The sequence below is a fragment of the Actinoplanes sp. CA-051413 genome, assembly GCF_050955795.1.
Lineage (GTDB): Bacteria > Actinomycetota > Actinomycetes > Mycobacteriales > Micromonosporaceae > Actinoplanes.
Genome location: NZ_CP192100.1, coordinates 718,711 through 733,565 on the forward strand (window position 1 = coordinate 718,711; position 14,855 = coordinate 733,565).

The window sequence follows — 14,855 nt, forward strand, 5'->3', positions numbered from 1 at the left end:
CCCACATGCAGCTCGTGCAGGATCCGGCGACGAAGGCTGACGCGCAGCAGTTCTGGCAGCTGCCCGGCCGTGAGCTGGACCGGCTGCTGGCCTCGACCCGCCACGCGGACCGGGTGGAGCTCAAGCTGGTCGTGCCCACGACCGCGCACGAGGCCACCTGCGCGTCCCTGGGCGTCGACTTCTCCCGGGCGTCCGCCCGCAAGGTGTACTTCCTGGACACCGCCGACCTGAAGCTGAAGCGGCACGGGGTGGTGGCCCGCGTCCGCAGCGTCGAGGACCGCGCCGACGACTCGGTCGTCAAGCTGCGGCCGTGCGCCGCCGACGACCTGCCGGCCCGGTTGCGCCGGTCGAAGCGGTTCGGCGTCGAGGTCGACGCGATGCCCGGACAGTTCGTCTGCACCGGCGCGATCGCCCGGCGGCTCGGCAAGAACGACGTGCGCAAGGCGGTGCGCGGCGAGCGGCCGCTGCGCGCCCTGTTCTCGAAGGAGCAGCTGGCGCTGCTCCCCGGCCGGACCCGCATCGGCGATCTGTCGATCTTCGGGCCGGTCGACGTACGGCGGGAGAAGATCCTCCCCCTGGGCGCGGACTTCCGGCTGGCCGTCGAACGCTGGACCTACCCGGACGGCTCCAGCATCCTCGAGCTGTCCACCCGCTGCGCCGCCCGCGCCGCGGTCCCGGTGGCCGCCCAGCTCGCTTCGGTGCTGCGGGCGTACGAGATCGACCTGACCGGTGAGCAGCAGACCAAGACCCACACGACGCTGTCGTACTTCCACTGCGCCGGATAACGCTCAGTCGGTCGGCTCGGCGCTCCCGGCCTGCGGCTCGTCGGACTCCTCCGGACCCACCCGGACGTCCTCCCCCTCGGGCACCGTGGGGGCGTCACCCTGCTCGGCCGACTCGACCATGTCCTCGGGCTCCTGCTCGATGCTCATCACCACGTCCTCTCGTCGGTTGAGCTGGCTGTACCCGCTCCGCGCCGTTTCAGGCCGGAGGCACCGGGTAGCCCGGGTGCATGGCCGTTTCGATCCGATGCGCTGACTTCAACAACGACTGCCCTGCCCAGTTCACGACGCCGGAGGAGGGGGAGTTGCTGCAGCACGTGGAGCTGCACACGAAATCCGTGCACCAGCCGATGGACTGGACGCCGGAGCTGGCCGAGGTGGTCAAGACCCACGTCAAGCAGGTCTGATCCGGCGGCGAAGGTCGGTGTCCACGCGATTGCTGATGTGCCCGATCAGCTTCAGCATGTCAGCGCAGTAGACCGTCGGGTTGAGGAAACCCCTACCGGGCCGGTAGCGGTGGGCGTAATGACCACCGCCGCAGACGCGTTGGACCGGGCAGGCCTGACACGTCGCGCAGAGGGCGTCGACACCGATCTGGCGGGCGACGATGCCGGGGTGATCCAGGGCGGCGTCCAGCGGATCGTCGAAGACGGTGAGCCCGGTGCCGCAGGCGCCCGGATAGCTCGACTTGAGGGAGTCGACCTGTTCGATGGCCCCGTCCGACTCGACCACCGCGACCGCCACCGGGCTCAGCCCCACCTGCTCGGACCGGCTCGGGGCGCCGAGCACCAGCGCGATCACGTCTTCGAAGAGGCGGATGCCTGTCTCCCGCCGCGGGGCGCCGTACCACCGGTCGAAGACCGAGATGAGCCAGTCGGCGGCGTCCCGCTCCGGCGGTGCGGACCAGTTGGCGTGCGGGATCAGCAGGTCGATCTCGGTGGGGTGGTACGCGAGCAGCGCCTCGTAAGCCGCGACGGGCTCGGTCGAGGGATCGACGGTGCAGAGCAGCCCCGCGAAGACGTCCCGGTACGGCGGCCTGCCGAGGAGGCGAAGCGCCCGATCGACTTCCGCGAAGCTGCCCCGGCCGTCGGCGCGCCGTCGGTGGCGGTCGTTGTCAGCCGCTGTCCCGTCTAGACTCACCCCGACCTGGATGTTCTCCCGTACGAAAAAGTCGAGCAGCTCGGTGTCCAGCAGCACCGCGTTGGTCTGGATCTGCACGTCCAACCGGCAGTCACCGTCGAAGGCGGTGCGGAAGTCGGCGACCAGGCGGGACAGCCGTTCCAGGCCGGCCAGCAGCGGCTCGCCACCGTGCAACACCAGTCGCATCGCGGGCAGGCTGTGCGCGGCGGCATGCTCGGCCATCCGTGCGGCGGTCGCCTGCCAGGTCGCCGGTTCCATGATCAGCGGGCGGTCGCGCCAGCTCTGGTCGGCCATCGTGTAGACGTAGCAGTAGTCACAGGCTAGGTTGCACCGCTGATGGACCTTCAGGACCACGTCGCGGAACGGGACCGGCCGGTGGCCGGCAGCGCGCAGGGCGGCGACGTCGAGAGTCTGATCGGGCCATCGCACGGGCGGGCTGACCGGGGCCAGACTCAACGCGCGCGGAACACCCACAGGGCTCCCTCTCCGGACTGACGACGCCGTGCGGTCGCCAGGACGATGCTAGAAGGAAGCCGGTTTGATGTCACACTCGTGCGTGCTCAACGCTGCGCGGTCCCGCTTCGGTGTGCTGGTCGTGACCCTGCTCGCCGTCCTGGTGGCGGTCGCCGGGATCTGGCTGCTGGCCGGCCGGTCCGGCGAGGCGACCCGCAAGCACGTGGTCGTCAGCGGAGTGCCGCTCGACGAAGTCCACCCACCCGGCAGTGCGCGCCACCCCGGGGTCGTGGTCGCCCACGGCTTCGCTGGCTCGGCGCGGTTGATGGCCCAGTTCGGCGGCTCCCTCGCGGCTCGGGGCTATGTGGTCGTGTTGCTCGACTTCTCCGGCCACGGTGCCAACCGCAGGCCGCTGCCGGACAGCGCCGCGAGCACCGATTCCTCCACCGCCGCCCTCCAGCGTGACCTCGACGTGGCGACAGCGCACCTGCGGCAACTGCCCGACGTCGACCCGTCCAAGATCGCGCTGGTGGGCCACTCGATGGGCGCCTCGGCCGTGACCCGGTACGCGGTGGCGCACCCCGAGATCGCCGCCACGGTCGCCCTCTCGCTGCCGGACGCCTCCACTGTGCTGCCGGAGCCCCCGGCGCGGTTGCTGCTGCTGGTCGGCGCGCTGGAGTTCCCGGGCTTCCGGGCCGAGGCCGAACGCGCCGCTGGGCGGATGGTGGTCGTGCCCGGCGTCGAGCACATCTCCATCCTCTACGCGCCGCGTACCCATCGGGAGACCGCCGCCTGGCTGGACGAGAGCTTCGGCCGTCCCGCGTACGGGTCCGCCATGCCGTCGCCGATCCGCGGGATCGCCGGGGCCGCGATGCTGTTGTTGTCCCTGCTGGCCGGGCTGTTTCCCCTGGCCCGGCTGGTGTTCGGGACCGCCCGGGGCCGCTGGCCGCGGCTCATGGTGGCGCAGCTCGGCGGGGTCCTCGCGGTCGCTGCCGGCGCCACGGCGGTTGCCGCCCTGCTCGCCCGGCTGCTGCCGACCAACCGCCTGCCGCTGTCCATCGGCGGTTACCTCGTCGGCTTCACCGGCGTCGCCGGGGTCGTGATCCTCGGCTACTTCCGCCTGCGCGGCCCGATCGGCCCGGACCCCGCGCCGGTCACCCCACCGGGAAGGCTGCGGCTGGCCCTGGCCACACCCCTGCTCATCGGGTACGCGGCCACGGCGATCGCCGTGCCCACGCACCTCGGCCTCACCTACGCCATCCCCGGCGGGTCGAGGTGGTGGCTGCTCGGGTTGCTCTGGGCGGGCTTCGCTGTCCTCGCGTACGCCGCCGAGCGGGTCACCGCCGGCAACAGCTTCGGTGTCCTGGCCGTCTCCGCGGTCGCCGTGGTCGCCTTGACGGGTGCGGCGGTTGTCGGGCTCACATTCGGGTTTGTGCTGCTCATCGTCCCGCTGCTCGCCGTGCTGCTGCTGTGGCAGGCAGTCTGGAGCGCCGTGCTGCACCGCTTCTCGGCGCCGGCGTGGCTCATCGCGATCGTGGGGTCACTCGTGGTGGCCTGGCCGCTCGCGACCGCTCTGCCGATCATCGGATAGCCACCTCCAGGGTTCGTGCCACTGTGGGTCGCGATCGCGCCGTGGTCGCCGCTTGATCGACACCATGGGCCGGGTCGGAACACATCGATCTGGAGGAATCCCGTGCGGACCTGTCGTTCCACTGTTCTCTTCGGCGTCCTGGCCGCCGGCCTCGTGCTCACCCAGCAGGCGTGCACCCGCGGCGACCGGCAGTCCGGCAAGCCGGTCGCCTTCACCACCCCGGCCTCCGCGGGCACGACGCCCGCCCCGATCAAGACGACGAAGGCGGGCAGCGGCAACAAGCCCGCGGTGAGCAGCACCACGGACCCGATCCTGGCCGGTAAGCGGCAGGTGGTGATCAGGCCGATCCCGTCCAGCGAATCGATCGTCGCGGTCGACGAGGACGGCCGGCTCAACCTGACCGACGGCGAGGCCGAGTTCGGGCTGTTCGTCCTGGCCCCGGTCGGCGACAAGTTCCTGATCAAGACCGCGAAGGCCGGCGCCGGTGGTGAGCAGTCCTGCCTGGGCATCAAGAACAACGGCAGCAGCCCGCTCACCGTGGAAGCGACCGCCTGCGACACCCGCCGGGACGGCCAGCTGTTCACGATCAGCCGGCTGAAGGCGAAGGACAAGCAGGGCCGGCCCACGTACGCGATCAGCAACGCGGGCGCCTTTCTGCAGGTCTTCCCGCGCACCGGCCTGATCGCCGAGGAACTGGGCGACGCGCCGCTGCTGACGACCTACGCGTTCATCGACAACGGCCCGGCCGGCTCCTGACCCAGCGCCCTGCCCCGGCGGACTCCGCCGCGACTCCCGGGCCGCCAGGCAGTAACGGCCGGTCCGGGCGCGCTGCGGCACGGGCAATGCGGGTCACAAATGCGTTGACGGGAACGGCGGGGTCGGCCATTCTGGTTACCGGCACCGCACCGAGGCCCCGAAGGGAGTTGACCGTCATGTCGCCGCAGATCGCTTATTCGCTCACCCTGTCCGACCTGACGGCCGAGCTGTATCTTCGCGGCCGAGAGACCCGCCTTGAGCTGGCGTGGTGGAGCGGTTAGCGCAGCAGAGCCTGCGTCTGCGCCGCCCACCTCGAGCCGAGGAAAGGGCGGCTTTTTCATTTCCCCGAATCGCCCCTGAAAGCGTTCGGTGAACCATTTCTTGCCCGGGTAGCCCAACGGCAGAGGCGTCCGATTCAGGGTCGGAAGGTTGGGGGTTCGAATCCCTCTCCGGGTACGCAGGACAAGTTCCCATGGCGCAGCTGGACAGCGCGCGACGCTACGAACGTCGAGGTCGCAGGTTCGAATCCTGCTGGGAACGCGCACAGTGTGATCGACCGTGCCGTCTCCGTGACAAACCGGCGGAGGCGGGGCGCTGGGAAGACGCACGCGGTAGCGCCGACGCGGGAGAGTCGGGCCTGCCTGTAAAGCAGGTGCCTTGCTGAGTGGGTTCGAATCCCTCCTACCGCACATCGATTGATATCAGGCACGTTGATCACTATCACGGATGTCTATACAGGCCCTATCATGGGCTGCGTTGCGGGCGGCGACGGCCCGCCGGGCGGGCGACATTTACCCACTTCGCAGATGGGAATTGTGGTCAGCGATGATCAACCGCGCCGTGATGTACACCAAACAGCACACGCCCAATTCCCTGCGTGTCGCGGCCCGGCGAATGCAGCTCGAAGCGCACAACGCGCGGCTGCGGCTCACGGTGCCGGTCGTCGCCCGAAGCGAATACGACAACGTCTATCACTGTGCGGTCCGTAAGACGGCCAGCCAATGGATGAAAGCGCTCTTCGGTGACCCGACCGTCTATCGCCACTCCGGTCTGCTGCCGTACGACCCGCGGGCCTACCGGTGGCGGCACCCGCAGCCCTTCCCGCCCGGCCGGATCGTCTCGTCCCTGTTCATCTCCCGCCGGCGCTTCGATGACCTGCCGAAACCCGAGCGCCACTGCGTGTTCTTCGTCCTGCGTGACCCCCGCGACATGGTCGTCTCGAGCTACTTCTCCACCCGGAACTCGCACGCGCCGATGGGTGACATCCCGCAGGTGCGGGAAGTGCTGCGCGAGAAGCCGTTCAAGGACGGACTGCTGTATCTCATCGATCATCACGCCGAACGGGGCACTTTCCGGGCGCTGCGCTCATGGGTGGCCGCCGCGGAATCGGATGCGATACCGCTGTTCCGCTACGAAGACCTGACCGGGGAGCGACAGCACGATGAAGTCGACCGGATGATGCGGCACTGCGGCATTGTCATCCCACCGGCCGAGCTGACCGATCTGCTTGCACGATACAGCTTTTCCAGAATGCGCAGCGGCCCGGAGGACGAGACCCGGCCGTCGCATTACCGCAAGGGCAAGCCCGGCGACTGGCAGAGCCATTTCGACGACGACATCCACGAAGCCTTCGCCGCCGCTACGGGTGATCTGGTCGAGCTACTCGGATATCCCGCACGCACCTGAGGGCAGGAGCCGGCCAGGAGAAGATGTCACCCGGCGGGCCCGCCGGGAGTCGTACCGGTGACATCAACCTGGCTGGGAGTGCCTTGGTGAACCCGGAACTGGATCTCCGTGACGTCTACGCGGCGTCGGCGGGCCGGCTGGTCGCCCAGCTGTACGGCATGACCGGCGACTTCGCCGATGCGCAGGACGCCGTACAGGAAGCTTTCGCGAGAGCGTTGTCCCGGCCGGCCGGGCTGCACGGGGTCGACAACCCCGAGGCCTGGCTGTGCCGGGTGGCGATGAACATCGCCCGTTCCCGGCATCGCCGGCGCCTGCTCTTCGACCGGATCGCCCGCTCGGGCCGGCTGCGGGGGAGCGACACCACGCCACCGCTGTCGCCGGATCACGTAGCGCTCGTCGCCGCGCTGCAGCGGCTGCCCCGGGCCACCCGCGAAACCGTGGTGCTGCACCACATCGCCGACCGGCCCGTCGCCGAGGTGGCCGCCATCCTCGGCTGCAGCGTCGAGACCGTGAAGACCCGGCTCGTACGGGGGCGCCGAGCGCTCGCCGAGCAGCTCGGCGAGACGGACAAGGAGAACTCCCGTGCCTGACTCCGACCGCCTCCACCCGGGCGCCGACGCGACCGGGCCCGCCATGGATTTCGCCGGCCTGGGCGCCGCGGCCGCGTACGCCTTCAAGCCGGACTTCGTCGACGTGGTCGCCCGCGCTGCCCGGCGGCGCCGCCGGCGGGCGTTCGGCGCGGTCTTTCTCGCCCTGGGCCTGGTCGCCGGCGGCGGTACGACGTTCGCCGTCACCGCCGATCGGCCGCCCACGCCGGCGAAGCCCGCACCCAGTGTGGGGCCGTGGCACACCGTGGTCCCGCAGCCCGGTGCACGTGGGCCGGCGCCGCAGCCGAGCTACGAGCAGATCGCACCGGGGTCCTACGACCCCACGAAGCCGGACAAGCCGTTGACCGGAATGTTCACCGAGTTGCGGGCCGGCGACCTCGACCACCTCTACCTGCCGTACCAGGACTGCGTTGGCAAGAAGTGCCGGCAGATGCTGGCCGCCAGCGCCGACCGCGGGCGTTCCTGGCGCAAACGGCCGATGCCGGCGGCTGGGCAGCCGTTGGACGTCGTCATGGTGCACGGCAGCACGGTGCTGGCGGAAGGTAAGGAACCTGGTGACGACGCCCGTCCGGAGTACTGGAGCAGTGTCGACGGCGGCGTCACCTGGCGGCGCCCGGCGACCCGCGACGTCGATGCCTTACCGCCGGGGCAGCCCGTTCGTGCGGAGCGGAACGCCATCGTCGCCCTCGACCCGGTCACGGGCAACCTGGCTCGGCTCGCCTACGCCAAGTCCGGCGGCTGGCAGGACCTCTTGGTGCTCGACACCCCGCCGGGGGCTGGAATCTGGGCCCTGGACAGCGAGGCCGAGCCGCTGTCGAGCCCGCGGCCGACCGGGCCCGTCGTGCTCCGGAGCCGGCCCGTGGCCCGGGTCAGCATGGACGGCGGGCGAAGCTGGGAGACCCGTCAGCTCCCGAAATCGGCGGACGGCATCTCGCCGGGCGGCACGAAGCTGTCCACCGACGACGGCCGGACGGTGTATGTGAGTGAGAAACGAAAGGACGGCGTCCGCATCCACGCCAGCACCGACGGCGGCCGGACCTGGCAGGCGGGAGCGGTGATCGATCTCGACGGCCCGATGTTGTCGATGCTGCCGGTCCGGGATCGCACGGTCATCGTCGAAGGGCCGCACGGGACGTACCGGAGCACCGATCAGGGCCGCACGTTCACCCGGGTGGGTGCGTCGCTGGGAAGCCGGGGCCACGCGATACCTGGCGGCTACGCCATTCCCACCAACAACAACGAGTACAGCCTGTGGCTCTCGCCGGACGGCGAGCAGTGGACCTACGTCCGCCGGCCCGAGGTGCCCTGATCCAGCGACTGGCCGTATCGGCGACCGTCCATGAGGATGCGGTGATGGAACGCTTCACCAGCGAGGGCCTCAGCTTCGAGGTGACCGACACGCGCGCGGCCGCGGGCACCGGTACGGGGGAAGTGGTCGTGCTGCTGCACGGCTTTCCGCAGGACCGGCACTGCTGGGACGCGGTGACTCCGGCCCTGACGGACGCCGGCTACCGCGTGCTGGCCCCCGACCAGCGCGGCTACTCCGCCGGTGCGAGGCCGGCGGGCCGGCGGGCGTACGCGATCGCCCGGCTCGCGGCGGACGTGCTGGCCCTGGCCGACGCGGCCGGTGCGGAACGCTTCCATCTGGTGGGCCACGACTGGGGTGCGGCCCTGGCCTGGTACGTGGCCGGCCATCACCCCGACCGGGTGAGCTCGGTGGCTGCCCTGTCGGTACCCCATCCGGAGGCGTTCCTGAGGTCGCTCACCTCCAGCAGCCAGTTTCTGCGCTCCTGGTACATGGCCGCTCTGCAAGTACCGTGGCTGCCGGAGTTCATGCTCTCGCGCCGGAACGGCGACGCGATGCGGGCGTCTCTGCGGAGCTCCGGACTCGACCCGGACAGCGCGGCCCGCTACGCCGCCAGGGCCGCCGATCAAGCTGCTGTGCGGGCCGCGATCAACTGGTACCGGGCCATACCGTTCGGGCTGGGGGACCGGACCGGCCACATCGAGGTGCCCACGCTCTTCATCTGGAGCGACGGGGACCGCTTCATCTCCCGGGCGGCCGCCGAGCGTTGTGGGCGCTACGTCGACGGTCCCTACCAGTTCGAGACGCTTGCCGGGGTGTCCCACTGGCTGCCAGAGAAGGCGCCCGAGCAAGTGGCCACGCTCTTGGTGCGGCATCTTGCAACTCACCCGTCCTGATCTTTCCGTGCCTATTCCGTGCGGCGCCAGCACGGATTAGCATTACGTGCTGTGGATTGCGAACACTGCGGTAACCCGCTTCCCGCTCGCCTCGGACCTGGTCGTAAGCAGCGGTTTTGCAACTCGACGTGCCGCAGCGGGGCCCGCCGGCAGCGCGAGATTGTCAATTCTGCCTTGACATCGCCGGGCGTCGGCGACACTCTCGGGGAAGTACAGGCTGTGCACCGGCAGGTGCTCGAAGCCCAGGATTCCCTGCGCGCCGCGGTCGACCGGGCCCGGGCCGAGGGCCGTACCTGGCAGGAGATCGGAGACGTCTTGGGCACCACGCGGCAGGCGGCGTTCCAGCGGTTCGGGCGGCCGGTCGATCCGCGTACGGGTGAGCCGATGTCGGCCGGGATCCTGCCCGGCGCGGGCGACAAGGCGCTCGACCTGCTCACCCACCTCGCGGCCGCCCGGTTCGACCGGGTCCGCGGCGACTTCGACGAGACGATGCGGCGGGAGCTCGACACCCGGGCGCTCGCCTCGGTGTGGGCGGTGGTCGTCGGCAGCGTCGGCGCGTTCGAACGGTTCGGCGATCCGGTGGTGCACGCCGCCGGCGAGTTCACGGTGGTCGACGTCCTGATGCATTTCGAGGCCGGGCAGAGCACAGCCCAGGTGAGTTTCCGTCGCGAGGGGACGGTGGCCGGGCTGTTCATCCGGCCGGCCTGACCTCGCCCGTACCCCCGGGGGTTCTGATGGTCCGGAGAATTGTCGCGGTCATCGCGGCACTGACGTTGACGCTCGGTCTGCCGGCCGCGCCCGCCCTGGCCGCTTCGCCGGCCGAGACCCAGTTCGCCTGGTTGATCGACGCTTCGGCCCGGTTGCCGGTGCCGGCCGACGAGTTGGCGCAGCACCTCGACCAGGCCCTGCTGGCCGCCGATCTGAACGAGGCGCTGCGCCCGGTGGCGCCGCTCACGCCGGCCGCGGTCATCTCGTCGTCACCGACGCAGCTGCGACAGCTCGTGTCGAGCCCCGCCGGCACTCTGCTGGTCAGCCTCACCGTCAATCCGTCCGGCTTGATCACCGGACTGCGCCTGACCCCGTACCTCCCGGCCCCGACCACCTGGACCGCCGTCGACAGCAGCCTGCGCACCCTCGCGCCGCGGGTGTCCTTCGCGGCCATGCGGATCTCGCCGGCCGGCTGCCGGCTGGTGCACGGCCAAAACCCCGACACGGTACGGCCACTCGGTTCCGCCTTCAAGCTGTACGTGCTGGGCGCTCTCGCCGAGGCCGTGAAGTCCGGCCGGCTGTCCTGGGACACCGAGTTGCCGCTGAACCCGGCCTGGAAGTCACTGCCGTCGGGCGTCATGCAGAACGAGCCCGACGGCACCGTGCACACCCTCGCCGAGTACGCCGACCACATGATCGCCATCAGCGACAACACGGCCACCGACCACCTGATCCACCAGGTGGGCCGGGAGGCGGTGCGGCGGCAGTTCACCCGCTTCGGCAACTCGGCGCCGAACGCCCCGGTGCTGACCACCCGCGAGTTCTTCGCGCTCAAGGGGTGGCACTACCCGGCCGCCGCGTCGGCGTACGCCGCCCTGAGCCCGGCCCTGCGGGCACGGATGCTGCCGCTGCTCGACCGGGTCCCGCTCACGTCGATCACCGCTTGGCCGAACCCGCGGATGATCGACAAGGTGGAATGGTTCGGCTCGCCGGTGGACATGTGCCAGGCGTACGCCGGCCTGTGGCGGCAGCACGAGCCCGCGGTGAACGCGGCTCTGACCATCAACGACGGCGGTGTCGCCCTGCCTGCGGCGGAGTTCCCGACCGTGTGGTTCAAGGGCGGGTCGGAGCCCGGCGTGCTGACGCTCAACTACTTCGCCCGCGCCGCTGACGGTGACCTCGTCACGGCGAGCCTGATGCTGTCCGACCCGGCCCGCCCGCTGGACGAGGCTTCGGTCGCGCCCCAGGCTGTGGCCCTGCTGCGGGGAGCACTCCAGCTCACCGCCGGCTGATCAGCGGCCGGCCCGGCCCGGGAAACGCTTGCCGACCGGCCGGCGGCTCCCGGGGCGGGGAGCCGTCACCGGCGCGGCGGTGGCCTGATAGCGGCGGGCATCTTCGGCCACCGTCTCGTCGGCGTCGTTCTCCAGCGCCTGCCGGATGTGCTGCGGGGTGACGGCCGACGTGGCCAGCGAACGCCGGACCTCCACCGACCGGTCGTTGACCAGGGCCTGCAGGTCGGCCTCGTCCAGCGGCAACGCCCGGACCAGCGCGGCGCGGACGTCGGGCGACGAGTCCTGGGCCAGGGCGTGCCGGTGCTCGGCGGTGGTCTGCTCGTTGATCGCGAGACCCTTGCGCACCCGGACGGTCCGGTCCTGGAGGAGAGCGGCGATGACGTCCGGGTCATAGGTGTGACTGGCCAGCCGCTCCCGCACCTCGGGCGAGGCGTCCTTGACGAGGATGGCGGCCAGCTCGGGCTCGAGCTCACCCATCTCGGCGAGCAGGCCGCGCAACTCCTTGTCCTGGGCCTTCACCATCACCTGGCGTACCCGGGCATCGCACGACGGGTTGGCCGCGACCGCCCAGCGCACCCACCGGTCGGCGTCGCCGACGAGGCGCAGCAGGTTGCCCTGGCTGGTGGCCGGATTCCCGGCGACCGCCTGCCGGACGGTGCGGTCACGATCACGGGCGAGCGGCCGCAGCGCCTCCGCCGGCGCGTCCGGCCGGGCGGCGACGGCGGCGCGGACCTGAACGGAGGGGTCGGAGGCCAGCTCGTAAAGCGTCGCGGCGGCGGTCGTACGGTCCTGCGCGAGGGCGAGCCGGTCGTTTTCCATGGGCGGGATCCTCTCACGCTTCGTCCGCGGGGCTCTCCGGCATGCGTACGCTGACCGGGTGGATCACGAAGAGCGCATCGCGATGTTCCTGGACTACGAGAACCTGGCCATCAGCGCCCGTGACCACCTGGGCGGCATGTCCTTCGAACTGAAGCCGGTGGCCGACGCACTCGCCGAGCGCGGCCGGGTGGTGGTCCGCCGGGCGTACGCGGACTGGTCGTACTTCGACGAGGACCGCCGCATGCTGACCCGCTCACACGTCGAACTCATCGACATCCCGCAGCGGATGGGCGCCTCCCGCAAGAACGCCGCGGACATCAAGATGGTGGTGGACGCGCTGGAGGTGGCCTTCGAGCGGTCGTACATCTCGACGTTCGTGCTGTGCACGGGCGACAGCGATTTCACTCCACTGGTGCACAAGTTGCGCGAGCTCAACAAGCGGGTGATCGGGGTGGGGGTCGAGAGATCCACCTCGAAGCTGCTGCCCCCGGCGTGCGACGAGTTCCTCTACTACGACCGTCTCGAGGGCGTGGAGATCCCGGCGGTGGTGGTCCAGGAGCCGCAGCCGGCACCGAGCGAGCCGGTACGGGACGTGGAAACGCTGTCTGCCCTGGTCGCGCAGACGGTGGCTGGGCTGCAGCGCAGTTCCAGCGGGACGGTGACTGCATCGACGCTCAAGCGGACGCTGCTCCGGAAGGACCCGACTTTCAACGAGGCGGACTACGGCTTCCGGGCGTTCGGGGAAATGCTGCGCTACCTGGCCGGACACAACGTGGTCGAGCTGATCGGCGGCGGCTCGGCCAAGGGCGATCCGGAGGTGGCGCTGCCGGAGCACGGGGACCGGGAGGCGGCATTCGCGCTGCTCCGCGGTGTGGTCTCCGACCTGGCGGGAAGCACCGGCGCCGCGGCGCTGTCAGGCCTGAAGAACCAGGTGCGCAAGGTGGCGCCGGACTTCAGCGAGAAGAAGCTGGGATATCGAAGCTTCCTCCAGTTCTGCAAAGCAGCAGCGACGAGCAACGCGGTCGACCTCAAGTGGAGTCCCGAGGCTGACGACTACCTGCTCACCCCCAAGACCCAGAACTGACTAGCGCTTGTACGTTCGGGTGGCGCTGTTTGTGGCGTTGCCGGCCTTGTCGTACGCCCGGACCCGCACGGTGAACTTCTTGCCGTACCTCTTCGGGTTGATCGTGAACGAGTAGCCGGCTTTCGTGTCCGTCTGCACGACCTTGCCGTTGATCAGCAGCTGCACCTTGGCGATCCCGTACGTGTCGCTCGCCTTGGCGGTGACCGTGAACTTCTTCTTGACCTTTGCCTTGTTCTTCGGCGCCTTGGTGATCGACACCGTGGGGGCCTTGTTGTCCACGGTGAGGGACCGCTTCAGGACCGCCTCGTTGCCGGCCGCGTCGACGGCGTGCCATCCGAGGGTGTACTTGCCGTTCGGTACCTCGCGGCTGTCGATGGTGACCGCGCGGGAGTTCGCCTCGCTGTACGAGCGGAGTTGCCGTGGCGTGTCCAATGAAGCCTCGAACGCGGCGAACGGGCTGGCGTCCTTGTAGCCGCTGAGGGTGACTTTGAAGGTGCCCCGAACCGCACTACCTGCGGTGGTGCTGCCGGCGATCGCGGGCCGGTCGTTGTCGACGGTTACCGTCCTGGTCAGCGCCGTCACGTTGCCCGCCTGGTCGCGTACCCGGACTGTCATGGGGGTTTTGCCGTTCGGGACCTTGACGTTCCAGCGGAGGTCGAGGTTGCCGCCGCCGGTGAGGTCCTTCGACGAGACCACCGCGCCGCCGACGAGCAGCTCGGAGCCGATGACGTAGATGTTGTCGGTCGCATACACGGCCAGTTCGCCGCCCTGGCCGATGTAACCGTTCCGACGGGGGAAGCGGACGGTCAGCCCGGTCGGCGCTCTGTTGTCCACCGTGACCTGGTAGCCGTCCGTCGTCTGCGTGCCGCTTGCCGTGGTGGCGCGGGTGCTGAGCAGCACGAGGCCGTCGAAGCCGGTGGTGTCCCAGTCGACGTTCCACGGCGCGGCGGTGTCCACGCCGACCTCTTTGCCGTCGGCGAGCAGCGTCAGGCTGGTGACGGCGGACATGTCCTCGCCCTGGGCCGGCTGGAAGGTCACCGGCGTGACGCCGGCAACGTAGTGCTGTGCGGCCCGTGCGAAGACCTTCGGCGGCCGGTCGGCGGCGAAGGCGGGTGTGGTGATGAATGAGGCGGCCAGCATGGCCGCGGTAACGAAATGCAAGTCGTCCCCCGAGATCACCGCGATGGCAGCGAACCTTACCTTGAACGACCACGCACACCGCTACGCTGATCCCGGCCGGATGTGGACGAGCCGACACGCGGAGGATCTGTCATGTCTTATGCGGTGGACTTCGGCACCGTTTCGACCGTCGGCCTGGAGTCGTCGCCGGTTGCGGATGCGCTGGCCGGTCTGCGGGCCAACGAGGCCCGCTATTTCAAGAACAAGTATGGCCACACCTTCACGGTGGAGCCCGCCAGCGAAGCCCAGTCGACCATCGCCTGGGTGCACCGCATCCTCGAGGAGGAACGCGGCCTCGTCATCTCTTCCCCGCCGCTCGAGGCGACGGCCTTTCAGGTCGAGAACATCCGGATGGCCTACGTCTTCTACGAGAACGGCCTGTCCATCAACGTGATGTACACGATCGACGACGGCGGGAAGCGGGCGGTCGGCTTCAAGCTCTCCGACGGCATGGACGTTCCGGAGGAGCTCGGGTCGTTCAAGTTCGCCCGGCAGAAGTCGAAGCTCGCCGGCACCATCCGCGGTTCCTACTTCGTCATCAAGAACGAGTACTGA

At 69.9% G+C, this 14,855-nt stretch carries 16 protein-coding genes and 3 tRNA genes; 15 read left to right on the plus strand and 4 right to left on the minus strand.

The window, feature by feature from the left end; genetic code table 11:
• The first annotated feature begins 5 nt into the window (after window positions 1-5).
• On the plus strand, window positions 6-785 hold the full coding sequence (locus tag ACQP2Y_RS03390) for a hypothetical protein (protein ID WP_433724491.1): 780 nt from the start codon (window positions 6-8) through the stop codon (window positions 783-785).
• 3 nt (window positions 786-788) lie between these two features.
• On the opposite strand, the gene ACQP2Y_RS03395 is transcribed toward ACQP2Y_RS03390, so the two are convergent.
• Complete coding sequence (locus ACQP2Y_RS03395; protein WP_433724493.1) at window positions 789-932, minus strand: hypothetical protein; 144 nt, start codon at window positions 930-932, stop codon at window positions 789-791.
• Window positions 933-1,012: 80 nt separating this feature from the next.
• Between ACQP2Y_RS03395 and ACQP2Y_RS03400 the strand changes: the two genes are divergently transcribed.
• Entirely contained in the window at window positions 1,013-1,189 is a 177-nt protein-coding gene (locus tag ACQP2Y_RS03400) for a DUF1059 domain-containing protein (RefSeq protein WP_360820820.1), read from the plus strand.
• Here the strand turns inward: ACQP2Y_RS03400 and ACQP2Y_RS03405 are convergent.
• A complete protein-coding gene (locus ACQP2Y_RS03405; RefSeq protein ID WP_433724496.1) occupies window positions 1,176-2,396 on the minus strand; it encodes an FxsB family cyclophane-forming radical SAM/SPASM peptide maturase in 1,221 nt (406 codons plus the stop codon). The genes ACQP2Y_RS03400 and ACQP2Y_RS03405 overlap by 14 nt on opposite strands.
• An 82-nt stretch (window positions 2,397-2,478) precedes the next feature.
• Between ACQP2Y_RS03405 and ACQP2Y_RS03410 the strand changes: the two genes are divergently transcribed.
• From ACQP2Y_RS03410 to ACQP2Y_RS03460, 11 genes are all read left to right on the plus strand, one after another.
• Window positions 2,479-3,966, plus strand: a complete 1,488-nt coding sequence (locus ACQP2Y_RS03410; RefSeq protein WP_433724498.1) for a dienelactone hydrolase family protein — start codon at window positions 2,479-2,481, stop codon at window positions 3,964-3,966.
• A 102-nt stretch (window positions 3,967-4,068) separates the two neighbouring features.
• Window positions 4,069-4,722 carry a hypothetical protein gene (locus tag ACQP2Y_RS03415; RefSeq protein WP_433724500.1) on the plus strand — a complete coding sequence of 218 codons (654 nt, stop codon included), beginning with the start codon at window positions 4,069-4,071 and terminating at the stop codon, window positions 4,720-4,722.
• A gap of 383 nt (window positions 4,723-5,105) precedes the next feature.
• Window positions 5,106-5,178: transfer RNA gene (locus ACQP2Y_RS03420), tRNA-Leu, on the plus strand.
• Between the two features lie 10 nt (window positions 5,179-5,188).
• Window positions 5,189-5,262: transfer RNA gene (locus ACQP2Y_RS03425), tRNA-Arg, on the plus strand.
• A gap of 68 nt (window positions 5,263-5,330) precedes the next feature.
• A tRNA-Tyr gene (locus ACQP2Y_RS03430) sits at window positions 5,331-5,411 on the plus strand.
• 136 nt (window positions 5,412-5,547) lie between these two features.
• Window positions 5,548-6,408 carry a sulfotransferase domain-containing protein gene (locus ACQP2Y_RS03435; RefSeq protein ID WP_433724502.1) on the plus strand — a complete coding sequence of 287 codons (861 nt, stop codon included), beginning with the start codon at window positions 5,548-5,550 and terminating at the stop codon, window positions 6,406-6,408.
• 86 nt (window positions 6,409-6,494) lie between these two features.
• Entirely contained in the window at window positions 6,495-6,998 is a 504-nt protein-coding gene (locus tag ACQP2Y_RS03440; protein WP_433724504.1) for an RNA polymerase sigma factor, read from the plus strand.
• The gene (locus ACQP2Y_RS03445; protein ID WP_433724506.1) at window positions 6,991-8,325 is read left to right on the plus strand and encodes a WD40/YVTN/BNR-like repeat-containing protein; all 1,335 of its coding nucleotides are present in this window, start codon (window positions 6,991-6,993) and stop codon (window positions 8,323-8,325) included. The genes ACQP2Y_RS03440 and ACQP2Y_RS03445 overlap by 8 nt, the downstream gene beginning before the upstream one ends.
• A gap of 44 nt (window positions 8,326-8,369) precedes the next feature.
• Complete coding sequence (locus ACQP2Y_RS03450; protein ID WP_433724508.1) at window positions 8,370-9,218, plus strand: alpha/beta fold hydrolase; 849 nt, start codon at window positions 8,370-8,372, stop codon at window positions 9,216-9,218.
• Between the two features lie 174 nt (window positions 9,219-9,392).
• Window positions 9,393-9,926, plus strand: coding sequence for a DUF3887 domain-containing protein (locus tag ACQP2Y_RS03455; protein ID WP_433724510.1), 534 nt, complete (start codon window positions 9,393-9,395; stop codon window positions 9,924-9,926).
• Window positions 9,927-9,952: 26 nt separating this feature from the next.
• Window positions 9,953-11,218 carry a serine hydrolase gene (locus tag ACQP2Y_RS03460; protein WP_433724512.1) on the plus strand — a complete coding sequence of 422 codons (1,266 nt, stop codon included), beginning with the start codon at window positions 9,953-9,955 and terminating at the stop codon, window positions 11,216-11,218.
• On the opposite strand, the gene ACQP2Y_RS03465 is transcribed toward ACQP2Y_RS03460, so the two are convergent.
• Window positions 11,219-12,037, minus strand: coding sequence for a hypothetical protein (locus tag ACQP2Y_RS03465; RefSeq protein ID WP_433724514.1), 819 nt, complete (start codon window positions 12,035-12,037; stop codon window positions 11,219-11,221).
• Between the two features lie 58 nt (window positions 12,038-12,095).
• On the opposite strand from ACQP2Y_RS03465, the gene ACQP2Y_RS03470 reads away from it, so the two are divergent.
• Entirely contained in the window at window positions 12,096-13,121 is a 1,026-nt protein-coding gene (locus ACQP2Y_RS03470) for an NYN domain-containing protein (protein WP_433724516.1), read from the plus strand.
• On the opposite strand, the gene ACQP2Y_RS03475 is transcribed toward ACQP2Y_RS03470, so the two are convergent.
• Window positions 13,122-14,282 carry an Ig-like domain-containing protein gene (locus tag ACQP2Y_RS03475; RefSeq protein WP_433724518.1) on the minus strand — a complete coding sequence of 387 codons (1,161 nt, stop codon included), beginning with the start codon at window positions 14,280-14,282 and terminating at the stop codon, window positions 13,122-13,124.
• A gap of 111 nt (window positions 14,283-14,393) precedes the next feature.
• On the opposite strand from ACQP2Y_RS03475, the gene ACQP2Y_RS03480 reads away from it, so the two are divergent.
• Entirely contained in the window at window positions 14,394-14,855 is a 462-nt protein-coding gene (locus ACQP2Y_RS03480) for a phage tail protein (protein WP_433724520.1), read from the plus strand.